Genomic DNA, 20,568 nt, shown 5'->3' on the forward strand with positions numbered 1-20,568 from the left:
CGAGCGGGTTTATTTAAGTTGAGTTGTTGGGGCTGGCGTATGCCTGTGCGGAGGCTCCCTGATGGAACAGGAGTACCGCACTGTATGGGTAAGGTGTAGGCACAGCGCTTTAGAAGTTTACCGCGCGCTATTCTTTTCGTTGGCTTCAAGACTATTGAGATAAGTCGAGATCACCTCCATCCCGCGCGTCAGGTGATTGCGCAGCGTCAGAATACTTTCCTCGACTTTTTTCTGCGCGACCAGGCTCAACAGTTCACGGTGGTCTTCCTGAGACGTCTCGCCCAGCCCCATTGCCTCGAGGTTGAAGCGCAGAAAGCGCTCTTCCTCGTTCAAACCATGCTCAACCAATTTGAGCAGCCGCTGGTTCGGCGCTTTGCCATACAGCGCCATGTGGAACAGGCGATTGAGTCGGCCAATCTCGGAATAGTCTTTCTCGCGTTCCAGGGCATGGATGCAGGCGTCGGCTTGCGCAATATCCGCATCGGTGAGCCGCGGAATCGATAAGCGCAGCGCTTCGGATTCCAGCAATATGCGCAGTGCATAGGTCTCGGCCGAGTTATCTTCGATCAACGGCGCAACCACGGCGCCTTTGTGGGTCACCACATGCAGTAAGGATTGAGCTTCCAATTGGCGCAGGGCTTCTCGCACAGGCATGCGGCTGACGCCGAACAGGCTGGCCAGTTCTTGCTGGCGCATCGCGGTACCACAGGGCAAGCGACCATCGAGAATGGCATTGCGCAACGTTTCTTCAATAACGGCGCGAGCAAGATGGGCTGGGATAGGCCCGCTGATTTTGATGCTGCTTAAAGGGTTCGGCTTCTGCGTCACGGTTACGCTATCCTCCTTGCTTGAATAAAGTGTGTTTAATTGGATCCAATGCACACTAAAGATGGGTCACACACTTGTCAAACAGCCAGGGTTTCAGTTTGTAAGGGCTTACGGGATGTACTTTATGCATCCCACAAGGGGCGTTTATAAATTCGGGCCGCTTATGAATGATTGCACTGTGCCATTGTTTTTTGGTGGTTGAAGCTTCACCATCCCTGAAATTCCGTCTCTCTTCACGGACTGAACGCCTTGGCGGTAAGTTTTATTCCCTCTCGAATAGTGTGCTGGCTACTTTCAGCGACTTTGTTGGCTGGCTTGATGCCCGGCGGGCTGCATGCCGATTGGGATTTCTCTCAGATCAGCCGCAAAGCCACCGCTTTGTATGGGCCGCTGGGGGAGGGACAGCAGCGTATCGATGCCTGGCAGCGGCTGCTGGCGACCGAAAAGAAGGTCGACGAACAGGAGCAACTCAAGGTCGTGAACCTGTTCTTCAACAAGCAAATGACTTATGTGGAAGACATCGACTTGTGGCACGTGGTCGACTATTGGGAGACCCCTATCGAAGCGCTGTGGAAAGGTGCCGGAGATTGTGAGGACTACGCAATCGCCAAGTATTTCAGCCTGCGTCACCTGGGCGTCTCCAGCGACAAATTGCGCATTACGTACGTCAAGGCCTTGCGTCAGAATCGCGCGCATATGGTGCTGACGTATTATCCGACCCCCGAAGCCATCCCGCTGGTGCTCGACAGCCTGATGGACGAGATTCTGCCGGCGACCCGCCGTACCGACCTGGTCCCGGTGTACTCATTCAACGCCGAGGGCTTGTACCTGCCCGGCGCCAAGGGCAACAAGAAAGTCGGTGACACCAAACGCTTGTCGCGCTGGCAGGATGTGTTGAGAAAAATGCGTGCGGAAGGCTTCCCGGCCGAGCCTGCCAACTAGGAGTAACTGATCGGATGTCTCTGTTCAAACAACTATTGATCGCAATCTGTCTGTTCCTGGTAGTCGCCTTCAGCGGCAGCTTCATGGTCAGTCTCGAAAGCTCGCGTACCCAATACGTCAACCAACTGCGTTCCCATGCACAGGACGCGGCGACCGCACTGGCGCTGTCGCTGACGCCGAATATCGACGACCCGGCCATGGTGGAGTTGCTGGTCAGCTCGATCTTCGACAGCGGCTATTACGCCAGCATCCGCGTCGTGGACTTGGCCACCGATAAAACCATCGTCGAACGCAGCGGTATTCCTGACAACAACGGTGTGCCCAACTGGTTCGTCAAACTCATCGGGCTGGAGCCGGCCGGTGGTGACGCGCTGGTCAGTCGCGGTTGGGAACAGGCGGCGCGCGTGGAGGTGGTCAGCCACCCGATGTTCGCCCTGGCCAAACTCTGGCAAAGCGCCTTGGGCAGCCTGGGTTGGTTGCTGTTGTGCGGGGCGGTGAGTGCGGTGCTTGGCGCGTTGTTGCTGCGGCGGCAGTTGAAGCCGTTGGACTACATGGTCAAGCAGTCCCACGCCATCGCTCGTCGCGAATTCCTAAGCTTGCCAGACCTGCCACGCACACCGGAACTGCGACGTGTGGTGCAGGCCATGAACCAGATGGTCGAAAAGCTCAAGGCGCTGTTCCAGGAGCAAGCGGAGCGCAGCGAAAAACTGCGCATCGAATCCTACCAGGACAACCTCACCGGCCTCGCCAACCGTCGTTATTTCGAGATGCAGCTCAATGCGCGCGTCAGCAACCCGGAAGAGACCAACTCCGGCTATCTGCTGCTATTGCGGGTCAAGGACCTGGCCGGTCTCAACCAGCGCCTGGGTGGCCAGCGCACCGACCAATTGCTGCAAGCGGTCGGCGAACAACTGCTGCGCCAGTGTGAGCCTTATCCGGAAACCCACAACCTCGTCACGCGTATCCGTGGCGGTGAGTTCGCAGTGCTGGCGCCGGGGCTGACACGTGAAGAAGCACTGCAATTGGCGCAGAACCTTGAAAACACCTTGCTCAGCCTTCAGGCGACCGCCGCCAGTGATGTCACACCGGTCGCCTACATCGGCCTGGCGCCGTTTAACCATGGCGATTCACCGCAGGCCCTGTTGACCCTGGCTGATCAGGCCCTGGCCCAGGCCGAAGGGCAGGGCGACTCCAGTTGGGTATGCCTCGACCACAGTGCCGCCGCCAGCGTGGGTGACGATCACCATGCCTGGCACACACTGTTGGACCAGGCCCTGACCCAGCAGCGGTTTCAGCTGTACTTCCAACCGGTTGTCGCCAGCCAGGACCCGCAACTGGTCTTGCACTACAAAGTACTGTCGCGCTTGCAGGACGAAGACGGCCATACGATACCCGCCGGGCGTTTCCTGCCGTGGCTTGAGCGTTTCGGCTGGACCGCCCGCCTGGACCGTCTGATGCTCGAGCAAGTGCTCAAGCAGATGGCCGGTCACACTCACAGCCTGGCGCTGAACCTCTCAGCCGCAACCTTGCAGGATACCCAGGCGCTCAGCCGGATTTTTGAGCTGCTACGCCAGCACAGCAACCTGGGCCCGCGCCTGACGCTGGAAATCGGCGAAGAACAATTGCCCGAACAGGCCTTGCTGGAACAGTTGACCCAGCGCCTGCGCGAGCTGGGATTCTCCCTGAGCCTGCAGCGTTTTGGTGGGCGGTTCAGCATGATCGGCAACCTGGCACGGCTGGGCCTGGCGTACCTGAAGATCGACGGCAGCTACATCCGCGCCATCGACCAGGAAAGCGACAAACGCCTGTTTATCGAGGCGATCCAGCGCGCGGCCCACAGCATCGACCTGCCGTTGATCGCCGAGCGCGTGGAAACCGAGGGAGAGCTGAAAGTGATTCGCGAGATGGGGATTTTCGGCGTGCAGGGTCAGCTGTTTGGTGAGCCTGCGCCCTGGAAGTAAGCCAAACCTAATGTGCAAGCAGGCTTATGTGGGAGCTGGCTTGCCTGCGATTGCATCACCTCGGGTGTGACTGACATACCGAGGTGATGCAATCGCGGGCAAGCCCGGCTCCCACACACGCTTACCGTTAAAATTCGTGAGTTCAGATCAACCCAGTCTCTTCATCATTGATCAGGTGGCTCAACCCACCCAACGCTTCCCGTGCGTGGGTACGGTCCATCAACTTGGCCTGTGCCGCCGGCGGCAAGTCCGTCACGCTGATGACACCCTTGCGGGTCAGCACCTGAATCAAGTCGTCCAGTACCCGGATCATCTCCAGGTCGCTCTGCTTGAGCTGCGCCAGGCTGGTTTCCACCACTTCGTTGGCGTACCAGGCCTGGATCTCATGGTGATCGGCCGGCAGGGTTTCGGTCGACTCGGTAAAGGCGGCGGCCTCCACGCGACTCAATGCACCCTGTGCATCACGTTGCACGTAAAACATAACAAACCCTCGAAAATGAGCCACACGCGTTCACCAGCATAGGCCAACGGTGTGTTTATGGGCGCGAGTATGCGATGCAACCTTGCGCCAGGGCCAGCCACCTGTCGTCCAAATAAATCGGCCGCCCGTGAGGGCGGCCGATAAACCGAGGCTTAGGCGGTGTGGTCGATCTTGATAGTCGGGTCGGCACCACTGATCAGCGAGTTGATGCTGGTGTGGGACCAATCGTTGCCTTCCAGCTTGATCGTTACATCGGCATTGGCCAGGCCGCCGGCGGTGTTGAGCTTGCCTTCGGTGCTGACTTGCAAGGTCGACACGCCATCGACTGTGGTGATCTTGAGGTAGTTGTCGATAGTGCTGTCCGTCTCACCTTTCAACAGATCCTTGAGATCAATCCGGTCACCTTCCGACGCCTTGAAGTCCTTGATCACATCGTTGCCAATGTCACCGGCCTTCCACACGAAGGTATCGGCCCCCGAGCCGCCGATCAGGATGTCGTTGCCCGGCCCACCGATCAAGGTGTCGTTACCGGTGCCGCCCAGCAGGATGTCATTGCCTTTGCCACCGTCCAGCATGTCGTTGCCGCCCTGGCCGAACAGGATGTCATCGCCCGAGCCGCCCAGCAGCGTGTCGTTACCGTCCTTGGCGCCGGATACATCGAAGTCCGCGTAGTGCTCGGTGACGTACTGGTGCACGTTCGAGGTGGTCACCGCCGACACGGCCACACCGGTTTTCTGCGCGACGAAGGCCTGCAGCGCGTTGTAACCCTCACCGGTAATCCCGCTGAAGCTCACCAGGTCGCCGAAGATGATGTCGTTGCCGTCGCCACCGTTCACGGTGTCGGCGCCAGGCAGGGTCGCTTCGGTGTGGCCGAGGATGGCGTTGGCCAGGTCCTTCGGATCGATATTTCTCTGCGGCTTGCCATCGCTGTCGTACGGTTTTAGATCGGTGAGGCTGACGTCGCCATTGATACCAATCGCTTCCACTTGCGACAACCCACCCAGCAATGCAAAGGCGCTCTTCGAATTGCTCAGTGTCGACGAATCGGTGTCGTTGCCCAGGCCTGCGCGGTTGGACAGCTCAAAGGTGCCGTCGCCTTGTGCATGAACAGTGCCCAGGTTGTTGCTGTACCACCAGTTGCCAACCAAGGTCTGGAGTACAGCGTTACCGGAGGAGTCGATGGTGAAGTAGTGAGTGTTGTCCAGGTACTTGGCGACCGTTGTGCCTGGTGTGTAGTTTGAGGTGGTCACCACGTCATCGAACTTGACGTTGCAATACAGCGTCGGGTTGGTCTGCTCGCCGCTCTGGTAGTACGTCGGCTGGCCGTCGGTGATGAAGTAGGTCAGGTTGGTGGCACCGGTGTTGTTGGTGGCCAGGCCGCTTTGGAAGAAGTTGGCCGTGGTCTTGAACACGTCTTCATAGTTGGTACCGCCGCCCGACACCATCGAGTCCAGCACGGCCTTGAGCAGGACCAATGCGTTTGGATCGTTGAGGTTAATCGCGACCGACTTGTTCACCTGGGTATCGAAGTCCGCCAGGAAGATGTTCACGGTGCCTGAGGTGTTGGCGCCCAGGCTGTCTTTGAGCGAATTGAACACCGAGGTCAACGAAGCCTTCGCCGCGTTGATCGAGGAGGTGCTCATACTGCCGGAGCTGTCCACCATGAACGCAATGTTGTAGTTCTTGCCCTGCACCACGTTCAGGCCGCCGATATCGGCCACGACGATGTCGTTGCCATCGGTGCCGTTGATGCTGTCACTGCCCGAAGTGCCCGTCACCGCGCTGTAGGTGGCCGGGTACACCGTGACCGGCAATTGCGCGGTGGTGACGGCCGAACCGCCGAGGCTTTCGGTGGAGGTCGAGGTGACGGTCAGGTTGAACTGGCCGCTGTAGTAGGTCGGCGGCTTGATGGTCAGAGTGCTCAGGTCCCAGCCGGTGACGTTGACTTCGCCCACGGTCTTGGTGGCCGTGAAGGTGTGCCCGGAAGCATCGGTCAGTACCGAGCCGGCCGGGACGCCGCCGATCTTCACGCTCAAGGTTTCGGAGCCGTCGGTGTCGGTCAGCGCGGTGGTGACCTTGGACAGCTTCACGGTGCCGTTTTCCTGGCCTTCGTTGAGCTTGTAGCCCACGTAGTAACCGTCACCATTGCTGCCATGCAGGTCGGACACGGTCACGCCGGCGTTGGTCAGGTCAGTGATACCGGTATACAACGGTACGCCGCTGGTGCTCAGGTCCTTGGTCGCGCCACCGTTGACCGACAGGTTGACGTCGTAGCTGCCAAGGCCGGACTGGTTGGCGTGGTAGATCTCGAGGCTGTAGTAACCGCTCACTGTCGGGGTGATTGAGCCACTGAACGCACCGCTGTTAGTGCCCCACTGCGCGCTGGCCACGTCTTTGCCGCCGACGTTGATCACCAGGCTGTCATCGCCGGTGCCGCTGAAGGTATAGGTCTTACCGGCTTCCATGTAGATCAGGCCGGAAGTCTTCGAGCCGGCACCCGCAGAGACGTTTGCGGTGGACTCGACGTTGGTCACCACCCCACTGCTATTGGGTGTGCCAGCTTTATCAATGGCGTTTTTCAGGTCGGCGGGTGCTGCGCCGTTCCCGTTGGTGCCAAGCCCGGAAATGCTGTTCCAGCTTTGCTTGAGCAAGCCGACCGAATTGACGCTGTTGTCGGCCACAGTCAGGGTCGGTGCGTCGGCCACCGGTGTGATATCGACTTTCACCGTGGCGCTATTGCCCAAGTCCTTGCCATCAGTCGGCTGGAACTTGAACTGCGCGTAATCGGCTTGCTGGTTGCCGATGCCGGTGCCGCCATAACCGTTGGTGCCGGACTCGTTGGCGTTAGGCATGAAGCGCAACTGGCCGCCGTCGATCTGGGCTTTGGTGAAGGTTTGGCCCGCGGTCACGTTGCTCCAGGTGGCGCCATCCGCCGCCAGGTATTGCAGTTTGCCGGCCACTGGCAGGTCGGTAATCTTCACGCCGAGGCTGGCTTGTGGCGAGTCCACATCGGTGACGCCGAAGTTGGCCCAGGTCAGTGCCAGCGCCGTGTCTTCGGTGCCGGTCACGGCACTGCCAGTGGCTACCGGCGGATCGTTGACGGCCACGACGTTAATCGTGGTGGTGGCGACGTTGGAGTAGTTGCCGCCATCGGTCACGGTCACGGTAATCACGCGCGGCGTGGTGCTCGGGTCGTGGCTGCTGTTGGTGAACGTGATGTTCTTGATCTGCTGCATGTAGTCAGCCAGCGACGCCGTGCCGGTCAATGTCAGCGTGATCTTGCCTGTAGCAGGGTCCGTGGTCGGGGTCACGGTGATGCCGGTGACGTTTGTGACGTTCAGCGAGTCGCCTTGCTGAGTGTTGGTCAGCACCACGGTGGCGCCGGTCAGTTGGGTGCTGTCCGGATCGGTAATCTTGATATCGGTGTCAGCAATCGACACGCCAGTGCCGCCTTCGGTGAACGACGTCTTATAGTCGGTACCCGTGGCGCCGCTGGAATTGTTGGCATCCAGGTCGATAACCGGCGGCGCATCGTTGTCGATGATGTTGGTGCTGACGCTGCCATTACCCACCACCAGGCTCTCGAAGTTGCCACCGGTGGTCTTGTCGATGGTGATGACAATCTGTTCCGTCGGCTCGGTGATCTTGTCGTCGATCGTGGCGATGTTAAACGGCACGCTGCTGGAGCCGGCCGGGATCTTCACGGTGTACACGCCGTTGAAGTCCGAACCGTCGGTGGCGGTGCCGCTGTACTTGAGCGTCACGGTCATATCGGTTTGTGCCGGGTTGCTCAGGTTCAGCGTGTAGTGCGCAGTGCCGCCTTCAGTGACCGAAGCGTCGCCGGTAATGCTGATGGTGGTGCTGTTGACTACATCCGTCACCTTGGTGACCACAGTGCTGCCGTCGACGATCAGGTGTTCGTACTTGTCGCCGCCGCTGACCACGCCAGTGATCTTGGTGCTGACATCATTGGCACCGACATACGCGTCGTTAGGCGCAACAGCCGTAACGGTACTGCTGGACGTGCCGCTGCCGATGGTGATGGTCGAGCCGTTCGCCAGCTTGATCACCAAGTCGGAACCGACGTTGTTCACTGCTGCACCATTCTTGTCGACCAAGGAGGCGGTGTAGACGATCTGGCCGCCCTCACTGACCGAGCCGGTGGCCTTGAGCGAAACCGTCACGTCATCGATGGTGTCGTTGATCGTGGTGGTCGCACCACCCGGGGTGATGGTCACACCCTCGAAGTTACCGCCAGTGGTACCAGTGATCTTGACGGTCTGAGTGCTCTTGTCGATGAACACGTCATCGCTCGGAGCAGGGACGGTCACGGTGCCCACGGTCGCACCTTGCTTGATGGTGATGCTGGCGCCGTTATCGAGCTGGACCACCATGTCGGTGCCGGCCTTGTTGCTCAAGGTGGCGGTGTAGGTGATCTGGCCGCCTTCGTTGACTGCGCTTGGTGCGGTCAGCGTAACGCTGGTGAGATCGGTGCTGCTCGGTGTGTCGGTGACGGTGGTGTTAACCGGCGTAGTGCCCGGTACCAGGTTTTCGAAATGCTCGCCGCCGGTCACGCCTTTGATGACGGTGGTGACGGTCTGGTCGCCTTTGTACACATCGTTTGGCGCTACAACCGAAACGGTGCCGCTGGACTGGTTCACGCCGATGGTGATGGTTTTGCCATTGTCCAGGGTCACGGTCAGTGGGTTGGTGATGTTGGTCACTGCCGCGCCGTTTTTATCCACAAGGCTGGCGGTGTAGACGATGTTGCCGCCTTCGCCGACGGTGGTGGTGGCGGTCAGGACTACATCAACCTTGTCGATGGTGTCGTTGATCGTGGTGGTTGCGCCGTTACCAGCAACTTCCAGTTTCTCAAAATTGCCGCCAGCAGCGTCGGTGATCTTGACGGTCTGGGTGCTCTTGTCGATGAACACGTCATCACTTGGCGCCGGGACGGTCACAGTACCGACGGTATCACCGGCTTTGATGGTGATGGTCGAACCGTTGTCGAGTTTCAGGGTTACGTCGGTGCCCGCTTTATTGGAAAGCGTAGCGGTGTACGTAATCTGACCACCTTCGTTGACTGCGCTTGGTGCGGTCAGCGTTACGGTGGTGGTGTCCGCAGTGCCCGGTGTGTCGGTGACGGTGGTGTTAACCGGCGTAGTGCCCGGTACCAGGTTTTCGAAATGCTCGCCGCCGGTCACGCCTTTGATGACGGTGGTGACGGTCTGGTCGCCTTTGTACACATCGTTTGGCGCTACAACCGAAACGGTGCCGCTCGACTGGTTCACGCCGATGGTGATGGTTTTGCCATTGTCCAGGGTCACGGTCAGTGGGTTGGTGATGTTGGTCACCGCGTTACCCGCCTTGTCGACCAGCGACGCGGTGTAAACGATGTTGCCGCCTTCACCTACGGTGGTAGTAGCGGTCAGAACCACATCAACTTTGTCGATAGTGTCGTTGATCGTGGTGGTGGCACCGTTACCAGCAACTTCCAGCTTCTCGAAGTTACCGCCAGTAGCGTCAGTGATTTTGACGGTCTGGGTGCTCTTGTCGATGAACACGTCATCGCTAGGTGCTGGGACAGTCACGGTGCCGACGGTATCGCCGGCTTTGATGGTGATAGTCGAACCGTTATCCAGTTTCAGCGTGACGTCAGTACCCGCTTTATTGGAAAGCGTAGCGGTGTAGGTAATCTGACCACCTTCGTTAACTACGCTTGGCGCAGTCAGCGTTACGGTGGTGGTGTCCGCAGTGCCCGGTGTGTCGGTCACGGTGGTGTTAACCGGCGTAGTGCCCGGCACCAGGTTTTCGAAGTGCTCGCCGCCGGTCACGCCTTTGATGACGGTGGTGACGGTCTGGTCGCCTTTGTACACATCGTTTGGCGCTACAACCGAAACGGTGCCGCTCGACTGATTCACGCCGATGGTGATGGTTTTGCCATTGTCCAGGGTCACGGTCAGTGGGTTGGTGATGTTAGTCACCGCGTTACCCGACTTGTCGACCAGCGACGCGGTGTAGACGATGTTGCCGCCTTCGCCAACCGTGGTGGTGGCAGTCAGTACGACGTCGACCTTGTCGATGGTGTCGTTGATAGTCGTTGTTGCGCCGTTGCCTGCAACTTCCAACTTCTCAAAGTTACCGCCAGTAGCGTCAGTGATTTTGACGGTCTGGGTGCTCTTGTCGATGAACACGTCATCGCTAGGTGCTGGGACAGTCACAGTACCGACGGTATCGCCGGCTTTGATGGTGATGGTCGAGCCGTTGTCGAGTTTCAGCGTGACGTCAGTGCCCGCTTTATTGGAAAGCGTAGCGGTGTAAGTAATCTGACCGCCCTCACTCACCTGCGACGGAGCCGTCAGGGTCACGGTGGTGGTATCGGCGGTGCCCGGAGTGTCAGTCACAGTGGTGGTGACTTTATCGGTACCTGGCACCAGGTTTTCGAAATGTTCGCCGCCAGTCACGCCTTTGATAGCGGTGGTGACAGTCTGATCGCCCTTGTAGGCGTCATCTGGAGCTACAACCGAAACGGTACCGCTCGACTGATTCACGCCGATGGTGATGGTTTTGCCATTGTCCAGGGTCACGGTCAGTGGGTTGGTGATGTTGGTCACTGCCGCGCCGTTTTTATCCACAAGGCTGGCGGTGTAAACGATATTGCCGCCTTCGCCAACCGTGGTGGTGGCAGTCAGAACCACATCAACCTTGTCGATGGTGTCGTTGATAGTCGTTGTTGCGCCGTTGCCTGCAACCTCCAACTTCTCAAAGTTACCGCCAGTAGCGTCAGTGATTTTGACGGTCTGGGTGCTCTTGTCGATGAACACGTCATCGCTAGGTGCTGGGACAGTCACAGTACCGACGGTATCGCCGGCTTTGATGGTGATGGTCGAACCGTTGTCGAGTTTCAGAGTGACGTCGGTGCCGGCTTTGTTGCTCAAAGTGGCGGTGTACGTAATCTGGCCACCCTCGTTGACTGCGCTTGGTGCGGTCAGCGTTACGGTGGTGGTGTCCGCAGTGCCCGGTGTGTCGGTCACGGTGGTGTTAACCGGCGTAGTGCCCGGCACCAGGTTTTCGAAGTGCTCGCCGCCGGTCACGCCTTTGATGACGGTGGTGACGGTCTGGTCGCCTTTGTACACATCGTTTGGCGCTACAACCGAAACGGTGCCGCTCGACTGATTCACGCCGATGGTGATGGTTTTGCCATTGTCCAGGGTCACGGTCAGTGGGTTGGTGATGTTAGTCACCGCGTTACCCGACTTGTCGACCAGCGACGCGGTGTAGACGATGTTGCCGCCTTCGCCAACCGTGGTGGTGGCAGTCAGTACGACGTCGACCTTGTCGATGGTGTCGTTGATAGTCGTTGTTGCGCCGTTGCCTGCAACTTCCAACTTCTCAAAGTTACCGCCAGTAGCGTCAGTGATTTTGACGGTCTGGGTGCTCTTGTCGATGAACACGTCATCGCTAGGTGCTGGGACAGTCACAGTACCGACGGTATCGCCGGCTTTGATGGTGATGGTCGAGCCGTTGTCGAGTTTCAGCGTGACGTCAGTGCCCGCTTTATTGGAAAGCGTAGCGGTGTAAGTAATCTGACCGCCCTCACTCACCTGCGACGGAGCCGTCAGGGTCACGGTGGTGGTATCGGCGGTGCCCGGAGTGTCAGTCACAGTGGTGGTGACTTTATCGGTACCTGGCACCAGGTTTTCGAAATGTTCGCCGCCAGTCACGCCTTTGATAGCGGTGGTGACAGTCTGATCGCCCTTGTAGGCGTCATCTGGAGCTACAACCGAAACGGTACCGCTCGACTGATTCACGCCGATGGTGATGGTTTTGCCATTGTCCAGGGTCACGGTCAGTGGGTTGGTGATGTTGGTCACTGCCGCGCCGTTTTTATCCACAAGGCTGGCGGTGTAAACGATATTGCCGCCTTCGCCAACCGTGGTGGTGGCAGTCAGAACCACATCAACCTTGTCGATGGTGTCGTTGATAGTCGTTGTTGCGCCGTTGCCTGCAACCTCCAACTTCTCAAAGTTACCGCCAGTAGCGTCAGTGATTTTGACGGTCTGGGTGCTCTTGTCGATGAACACGTCATCGCTAGGTGCTGGGACAGTCACAGTACCGACGGTATCGCCGGCTTTGATGGTGATGGTCGAACCGTTGTCGAGTTTCAGAGTGACGTCGGTGCCGGCTTTGTTGCTCAAAGTGGCGGTGTACGTAATCTGGCCACCCTCGTTGACTGCGCTTGGTGCGGTCAGCGTTACGGTGGTTGTGTCCGCAGTGCCCGGTGTATCGGTCACGGTGGTGTTAACCGGCGTAGTGCCCGGCACCAGGTTTTCGAAGTGCTCGCCGCCGGTCACGCCTTTGATGACGGTGGTGACGGTCTGGTCGCCTTTGTACACATCGTTTGGCGCTACAACCGAAACAGTACCGCTCGACTGATTCACACCGATGGTGATGGTTTTGCCATTGTCCAGGGTCACGGTCAGTGGGTTGGTGATGTTGGTCACCAAGGCGCCGTTTTTATCCACAAGGCTGGCGGTGTAGACGATGTTGCCGCCTTCGCCGACGGTGGTGGTAGCGGTCAGGACTACATCAACCTTGTCGATGGTGTCGTTGATCGTGGTGGTTGCGCCGTTACCAGCAACTTCAAGCTTCTCGAAGTTACCGCCAGCAGCGTCGGTGATCTTGACGGTCTGGGTGCTCTTGTCGATGAACACGTCATCACTTGGCGCCGGGACGGTCACAGTACCGACGGTATCACCGGCTTTGATGGTGATGGTCGAACCGTTGTCGAGTTTCAGAGTGACGTCGGTGCCGGCCTTGTTGCTCAAGGTCGCGGTGTACGTAATCTGACCACCTTCGTTAACTACGCTTGGCGCGGTCAGCGTTACGGTGGTGGTGTCCGCAGTGCCCGGTGTGTCGGTCACGGTGGTGTTAACCGGCGTAGTGCCCGGCACCAGGTTTTCGAAGTGCTCGCCGCCGGTCACGCCTTTGATGACGGTGGTGACGGTCTGGTCGCCTTTGTACACATCGTTTGGCGCTACAACCGAAACAGTACCGCTCGACTGATTCACACCGATGGTGATGGTTTTGCCATTGTCCAGGGTCACGGTCAGTGGGTTGGTGATGTTGGTCACCAAGGCGCCGTTTTTATCCACAAGGCTGGCGGTGTAGACGATGTTGCCGCCTTCGCCGACGGTGGTGGTAGCGGTCAGGACTACATCAACCTTGTCGATGGTGTCGTTGATCGTGGTGGTTGCGCCGTTACCAGCAACTTCAAGCTTCTCGAAGTTACCGCCAGTAGCGTCAGTGATTTTGACGGTCTGAGTGCTCTTATCGATGAACACGTCATCGCTTGGTGCTGGGACAGTCACAGTGCCAACGGTATCACCGGCTTTAATGGTGATAGTCGAGCCGTTATCCAACTTCAGAGTGACGTCGGTGCCGGCCTTGTTGCTCAAGGTGGCGGTGTACGTAATCTGACCACCTTCGTTAACTACGCTTGGCGCGGTCAGCGTTACGGTGGTGGTATCGGCGGTGCCCGGAGTGTCAGTCACAGTGGTGGTGACTTTATCGGTACCCGGCACCAGATTTTCGAAATGTTCGCCGCCAGTCACACCCTTAATTGCGGTGGTGACGGTCTGATCACCGTTATAGACATCGTTCGGCGCAACGGTTGTAACGGTGCCGCTCGACTGATTCACACCGATGGTGATGGTCTGGCCGTTATCCAAGGTCACGGTCAACGGGTTGGTGATGTTAGTCACTGCCGCGCCGTTTTTATCCACAAGGCTGGCGGTGTAAACGATATTGCCGCCTTCACCAACAGTGGTATTGGCAGTCAGAACCACATCAACCTTGTCGATGGTGTCGTTGATAGTCGTCGTTGCACCATTACCAGCAACTTCCAGCTTCTCGAAGTTACCGCCAGTAGCGTCAGTGATTTTGACGGTCTGGGTGCTCTTGTCGATGAACACGTCATCGCTAGGGGCTGGGACAGTCACGGTGCCGACGGTATCGCCGGCTTTGATGGTGATGGTCGAGCCGTTGTCGAGTTTCAGAGTGACGTCGGTACCGGCCTTGTTGCTCAAGGTGGCGGTGTACGTAATCTGACCACCTTCGTTAACTACGCTTGGCGCGGTCAGCGTTACGGTGGTGGTATCGGCGGTGCCCGGAGTGTCAGTCACAGTGGTGGTGACTTTATCGGTACCCGGCACCAAGTTTTCGAAATGTTCGCCGCCAGTCACGCCTTTGATAGCGGTGGTGACAGTCTGATCGCCCTTGTAGGCGTCATCTGGAGCTACAACCGAAACGGTACCGCTCGACTGGTTCACACCGATGGTGATGGTCTGGCCGTTATCCAAAGTCACGGTCAACGGGTTGGTGATGTTGGTCACTGCCGCGCCGTTTTTATCCACAAGGCTGGCGGTATAGACGATGTTGCCGCCTTCGCCCACGGTGGTGGTGGCGGTCAGTACGACGTCGACTTTATCGATAGTGTCGTTAATCGTCGTGGTTGCGCCGTTACCAGCAACTTCCAGCTTCTCGAAGTTACCGCCAGTAGCGTCAGTGATTTTGACGGTCTGGGTGCTCTTGTCGATGAACACGTCATCGCTCGGCGCTGGGACAGTCACAGTGCCGACGGTGTCGCCCGCCTTGATGGTGATAGTCGAGCCGTTATCCAACTTCAGAGTGACGTCGGTGCCGGCCTTGTTGCTCAAGGTCGCGGTGTACGTAATCTGACCACCTTCGTTAACTGCGCTTGGCGCGGTCAGCGTGACAGTGGTGGTATCGGCGGTGCCTGGTGTGTCAGTCACAGTGGTGGTGACTTTATCGGTACCTGGCACCAGGTCTTCGAAGTGCTCGCCGCCGGTCACGCCTTTGATAGCGGCCGTTACGGTTTGATCGCCCTTGTAGGCATCATCTGGCGCTACAACCGAAACGGTACCGCTCGACTGATTCACGCCGATGGTGATGGTCTGGCCGTTATCCAAGGTCACGGTCAACGGGTTGGTGATGTTAGTCACCGCGTTACCCGCCTTGTCGACCAGCGACGCTGTGTAGACGATATTGCCGCCTTCGCCCACGGTGGTGGTGGCGGTCAGTACGACGTCGACCTTGTCGATGGTGTCGTTGATCGTGGTGGTTGCACCGTTGCCAGCAACTTCCAGCTTCTCGAAGTTGCCGCCAGCAGCGTCGGTGATCTTGACGGTCTGAGTGCTCTTATCGATGAACACATCGTCGCTAGGCGCCGGGACGGTCACGGTGCCAACGGTATCACCGGCTTTGATGGTGATAGTCGAACCGTTATCCAACTTCAGGGTTACGTCAGTACCCGCTTTATTGGAAAGCGTAGCGGTGTACGTAATCTGACCACCCTCGTTGACTGCGCTTGGTGCGGTCAGCGTGACGGTGGTGGTGTCTGCAGTGCCTGGAGTGTCAGTCACAGTGGTGGTGACTTTATCGGTACCTGGCACCAGGTTTTCGAAGTGCTCGCCGCCGGTTACGCCTTTGATAGCGGTGGTGACAGTCTGGTCGCCCTTGTAGGCATCATCTGGAGCTACAACCGAAACGGTACCGCTCGACTGATTCACACCGATGGTGATGGTCTGGCCGTTATCCAAGGTCACGGTCAATGGGTTGGTGATGTTAGTCACTGCCGCGCCGTTTTTATCCACAAGGCTGGCGGTATAGACGATGTTGCCGCCTTCGCCGACGGTGGTGGTAGCGGTCAGGACTACATCAACCTTGTCGATGGTGTCGTTGATCGTGGTGGTTGCACCGTTGCCAGCAACTTCCAGCTTCTCGAAGTTGCCGCCAGCGGCGTCGGTGATCTTGACGGTCTGAGTGCTCTTATCGATGAACACATCGTCGCTTGGCGCGGGGACGGTCACGGTGCCGACGGTATCGCCGGCTTTGATGGTGATAGTTGAGCCGTTGTCGAGTTTCAGGGTGACGTCAGTACCCGCTTTATTAGAAAGCGTAGCGGTGTAGGTAATCTGACCACCTTCGTTAACTGCGCTTGGCGCGGTCAGCGTGACAGTGGTGGTATCGGCGGTACCCGGAGTGTCAGTCACAGTGGTGGTGACTTTATCGGTACCTGGCACCAGGTTTTCGAAATGCTCGCCGCCAGTCACACCCTTAATTGCGGTGGTGACGGTCTGATCACCGTTATAGACATCGTTCGGCGCAACGGTTGTAACTGTACCGCTCGACTGATTCACACCGATGGTAATGGTCTGGCCGTTATCCAAAGTCACGGTCAACGGGTTGGTGATGTTAGTCACTGCCGCGCCGTTTTTATCCACAAGGCTGGCGGTGTAAACGATATTGCCGCCTTCACCAACAGTGGTATTGGCAGTCAGAACCACATCAACTTTATCGATGGTGTCGTTGATCGTGGTGGTCGCACCGTTACCAGCAACTTCCAGCTTCTCGAAATTACCGCCAGCGGTGTCAGTGATCTTGACCGTTTGAGTGCTCTTGTCGATGAACACGTCATCGCTTGGCGCTGGGACAGTCACAGTACCGACGGTGTCGCCGGCCTTGATGGTGATAGTTGAGCCGTTGTCGAGTTTCAGGGTTACGTCGGTACCCGCTTTATTAGAAAGCGTAGCGGTGTAGGTAATCTGGCCACCTTCACTCACCTCGGACGGAGCTGTCAGGGTCACGGTGGTGGTATCGGCGGTGCCCGGAGTGTCAGTCACAGTGGTGGTGACTTTATCGGTACCCGGCGCCAGGTTTTCGAAGTGCTCGCCGCCGGTCACGCCTTTGATAGCAGCCGTTACGGTTTGGTCGCCCTTGTAGACATCGTTCGGCGCCACGGTGGTAACGGTGCCGCTCGACTGGTTCACACCGATGGTGATGGTCTGGCCGTTATCCAAGGTCACGGTCAGTGGGTTGGTGATGTTGGTCACCGCGTTACCCGACTTATCGACCAGCGACGCGGTGTAAACGATATTGCCGCCCTCACCAACGGTGGTGGTGGCAGTCAGTACGACGTCGACCTTGTCGATGGTGTCGTTGATCGTCGTCGTTGCGCCGTCGCCAGCAACTTCCAGCTTCTCGAAGTTACCGCCAGCGGTGTCAGTGATCTTGACCGTCTGGGTGCTCTTGTCGATGAACACGTCATCGCTCGGCGCTGGGACCGTCAAAGTGCCAACGGTATCGCCGGCTTTGATGGTGATAGTCGAGCCGTTATCCAACTTCAGAGTGACGTCAGTACCCGCTTTATTGGAGAGCGTAGCGGTGTAAGTAATCTGACCACCCTCACTCACCTGCGACGGAGCCGTCAGGGTCACGGTAGTGGTGTCAATCGAGTCAGTAATCGTGGTGACCGCTGGTGTCGTACTCGGCACCAGGTTCTCGAAATTGCCGCCCGTCGCGCCCGTGATAGTGGTGCTGACAGTGCTGCCGTTTACGTAGACGTCGTTCGGCGGGGTGTCGACGATCACGCTGCCAACCGACTCGCCAGCCTTGATGGTAATCACCGAGCCATTGCTCAAGGTGACAGTCACGGGCGTCTGCGCAGGATTGGTCAGCGTAGCGGTGTAAGTGATCTGACCGCCTTCGGTCACGGTATTGCCCGCCGTCAGCGTGACGGTGGTGGTGTCGATCGAATCAGTAATCGTGGTGACCGCAGGCGTTGTGCTCGGTACCAGGTTCTCAAAGTTGCCGCCGGTCGCGCCTGTAATCGTAGTGCTGACAGTCGAACCGTTGTTGTAGACGTCGTTAGCCGGAGTATCGACCACAACTGTGCCCACCGACTCGCCAGCCTTGATGGTAATCACCGAGCCATTGCTCAAAGTGACAGTTACCGGTGTCTGCGCAGGATTGGTCAGCGTAGCGGTGTAAGTGATCTGACCGCCTTCGGTCACGGTATTGCCCGCCGTCAGCGTGACGTTGGTGGTATCGATCGAATCAGTAATCGTGGTGACCGCAGGCGTTGTGCTCGGTACCAGATTCTCAAAGTTGCCGCCGGTCGCGCCTGTAATAGTAGTGCTGACAGTCGAACCGTTGTTGTAGACGTCGTTAGCCGGGGTATCGACCACAACCGTGCCAGTCGACTCGCCAGCCTTGATGGTAATCACCGAGCCATTGCTCAAAGTGACAGTCACCGGCGTCTGCGCAGGATTGGTCAGCGTAGCGGTGTAAGTGATCTGACCGCCTTCGGTCACGGTATTGCCCGCCGTCAGCGTGACGGTGGTGGTATCGATCGAATCAGTAATTGTGGTGACCGCAGGCGTTGTGCTCGGTACCAGGTTCTCAAAGTTGCCGCCGGTCGCACCGGTAATCGTGGTGCTGACAGTCGAACCGTTGTTGTAGACGTCGTTAGCCGGAGTATCGACCACAACTGTGCCCACCGACTCGCCAGCCTTGATGGTAATCACCGAGCCATTGCTCAAAGTGACAGTTACCGGTGTCTGCGCAGGATTGGTCAGCGTAGCGGTGTAAGTGATCTGACCGCCTTCGGTCACGGTATTGCCCGCCGTCAGCGTGACGGTGGTGGTATCGATCGAATCAGTAATCGTGGTGACCGCTGGTGTCGTACTCGGTACCAGATTCTCAAAGTTGCCGCCGGTCGCGCCTGTAATCGTAGTGCTGACAGTCGAACCGTTGTTGTAGACGTCGTTAGCCGGAGTATCGACCACGACCGTGCCCACCGACTCGCCGGCCTTGATGGTAATCACCGAGCCATTGCTCAAAGTGACAGTCACCGGCGTTTGGGCAGGATTGGTCAAGGTAGCGGTGTAAGTGATCTGCCCACCTTCGGTCACGGTATTGCCCGCCGTCAGCGTGACGGTGGTGGTGTCGATCGAATCAGTAATCGTGGTGACCGCAGGCGTTGTGCTCGGTACCAGGTTCTCAAAGTTACCGCCGGTCGCGCCTGTAATCGTAGTGCTGACAGTCGAACCGTTGTTGTAGACGTCGTTAGCCGGAGTATCGACCACAACTGTGCCAACCGACTCGCCAGCCTTGATGGTAATCACCGAGCCATTGCTCAAGGTGACAGTTACCGGCGTCTGCGCAGGATTGGTCAGCGTAGCGGTGTAAGTGATCTGCCCACCTTCGGTCACGTTTTGACCTGCGGTCAGCGTAACGGTGGTGGTATCGATCGAATCAGTAATCGTGGTGACCGCAGGCGTTGTGCTCGGTACCAGGTTCTCAAAGTTGCCGCCGGTCGCGCCTGTAATCGTGGTGCTGACAGTCGAACCGTTGTTGTAGACGTCGTTAGCCGGAGTATCGACCACAACCGTGCCAGTCGACTCGCCAGCCTTGATGGTAATCACCGAGCCATTGCTCAAGGTGACAGTTACCGGCGTCTGCGCAGGATTGGTCAGCGTAGCGGTGTAAGTGATCTGCCCACCTTCGGTCACGTTTTGACCTGCGGTCAGCGTAACGGTAGTGGTGTCGATGGTATCGGTAATCTGAGTAACGGCCGGATTAGGGTCGAGGGTCAGTACCAGGTTGTTGCCGCCGGTGGTGCCGGTGACGTTGACGGTGATCTGGCTTGCGTCGATGTATGGGCTGTCATTGGGTGCCAGCGGTACGTTGACGGTGCCGGTCAGTTGGCCGGCATTGATCGTGATCACCGCGCCATTGGACAGGGTGATGCTCAAGTCGCTGGAGGGCGCCTGCGTGACGGTGGCGGTGTAGGTCAGTACGCCGCCGGCTTCGGTAATGGTTGGGGTCGCGCTCAGGCTCAGCGTCGAGGCCTGCAGGGCGAGGTTGCCCGTGTTGGCGGCTTGGGCGCCCGTGAGTTGGGTCAGCGTCGAAGCGCCCTGGCCCAGCGGGCCGGTTGGGAAGCCGATAGTGGGATCGACACGGCCAGCGGTCGCATCCAGTACGACGAAGCTGTGGCCCCCGCCTGCAGCGCCGTTACCGGCTGCGGTCGGGCCGGCAGCAGTGGCTTCCAGGTCGGTGGTCGGGTCGGCACCTGCGACGATGGCTTGTTGCAGCTCGGCAACCGACGGCGCGGCGTTCTCAGCGGCAGCGGCCAGGTCGGTGCTGGAGTCCGGCAAATCGGCGCTCCACTGGGTATCGCGGCCCAGGTCCAGCGTACGGCCGTCGGCCAGCTCCAGGCTGACAGCGCCAGACAGGCCAGTGTCTACTTGGTCGCCCGCGAACAGACGGTCGCCCTCAACAAGAACTCGGCGCGTTCCTTCCGGAGAAATAACGAAAACTTGACCAACAATGCTTTTGACGATGGCAACAACACTGCTCATTAAAATTTTCTCCGGCGTTCCGTTCTGATGAAATCCATGTGGCAGCCCAAGTTAGGACGCCAGATAGTAGGGGGCGTAGTCTATGGTGTTAATGACGTCAAATATTTGGCTATATTTTTTCGCGATCTAGTTT

General features: G+C 58.2%; 5 protein-coding genes. 2 read left to right on the forward strand and 3 right to left on the reverse strand.

Going from position 1 to position 20,568, the window contains the following annotated elements; genetic code table 11:
* Positions 1-117: 117 nt before the first annotated feature.
* A complete protein-coding gene (locus CPH89_RS10845; protein ID WP_053253712.1) occupies positions 118-828 on the reverse strand; it encodes a GntR family transcriptional regulator in 711 nt (236 codons plus the stop codon).
* Positions 829-1,146: 318 nt separating this feature from the next.
* Here CPH89_RS10845 and lapG point away from each other — a divergent pair, with 318 nt between their 5' ends.
* Together lapG and lapD are read left to right on the forward strand one after the other, a co-directional pair.
* Entirely contained in the window at positions 1,147-1,770 is a 624-nt protein-coding gene (gene lapG / locus CPH89_RS10850; RefSeq protein ID WP_408634335.1) for a cysteine protease LapG, read from the forward strand.
* Between the two features lie 14 nt (positions 1,771-1,784).
* Complete coding sequence (gene lapD / locus CPH89_RS10855; protein ID WP_053253714.1) at positions 1,785-3,731, forward strand: cyclic di-GMP receptor LapD; 1,947 nt, start codon at positions 1,785-1,787, stop codon at positions 3,729-3,731.
* Between the two features lie 142 nt (positions 3,732-3,873).
* On the opposite strand, the gene CPH89_RS10860 is transcribed toward lapD, so the two are convergent.
* Together CPH89_RS10860 and CPH89_RS10865 are read right to left on the reverse strand one after the other, a co-directional pair.
* Positions 3,874-4,212 (reverse strand): hypothetical protein, encoded by a 339-nt coding sequence (locus CPH89_RS10860; RefSeq protein ID WP_053253715.1) that lies wholly within the window; start codon positions 4,210-4,212, stop codon positions 3,874-3,876.
* A 152-nt stretch (positions 4,213-4,364) separates the two neighbouring features.
* Entirely contained in the window at positions 4,365-20,435 is a 16,071-nt protein-coding gene (locus CPH89_RS10865) for a LapA family giant adhesin (RefSeq protein WP_096236765.1), read from the reverse strand.
* Positions 20,436-20,568: the final 133 nt, after the last annotated feature.

This window comes from Pseudomonas fluorescens (assembly GCF_900215245.1).
GTDB lineage: Bacteria > Pseudomonadota > Gammaproteobacteria > Pseudomonadales > Pseudomonadaceae > Aquipseudomonas > Aquipseudomonas fluorescens.

Excerpts from the sequence above, each read along its gene's own strand:
- lapD (WP_053253714.1), top strand. The coding sequence starts at position 1,785 with ATGTCTCTGTTCAAACAACTATTGATCGCAATCTGTCTGTTCCTGGTA.
- CPH89_RS10865 (WP_096236765.1), bottom strand. The coding sequence starts at position 20,435 with ATGAGCAGTGTTGTTGCCATCGTCAAAAGCATTGTTGGTCAAGTTTTC.
- lapG (WP_408634335.1), top strand. The coding sequence starts at position 1,147 with ATGCCCGGCGGGCTGCATGCCGATTGGGATTTCTCTCAGATCAGCCGC.
- CPH89_RS10860 (WP_053253715.1), bottom strand. The coding sequence starts at position 4,212 with ATGTTTTACGTGCAACGTGATGCACAGGGTGCATTGAGTCGCGTGGAG.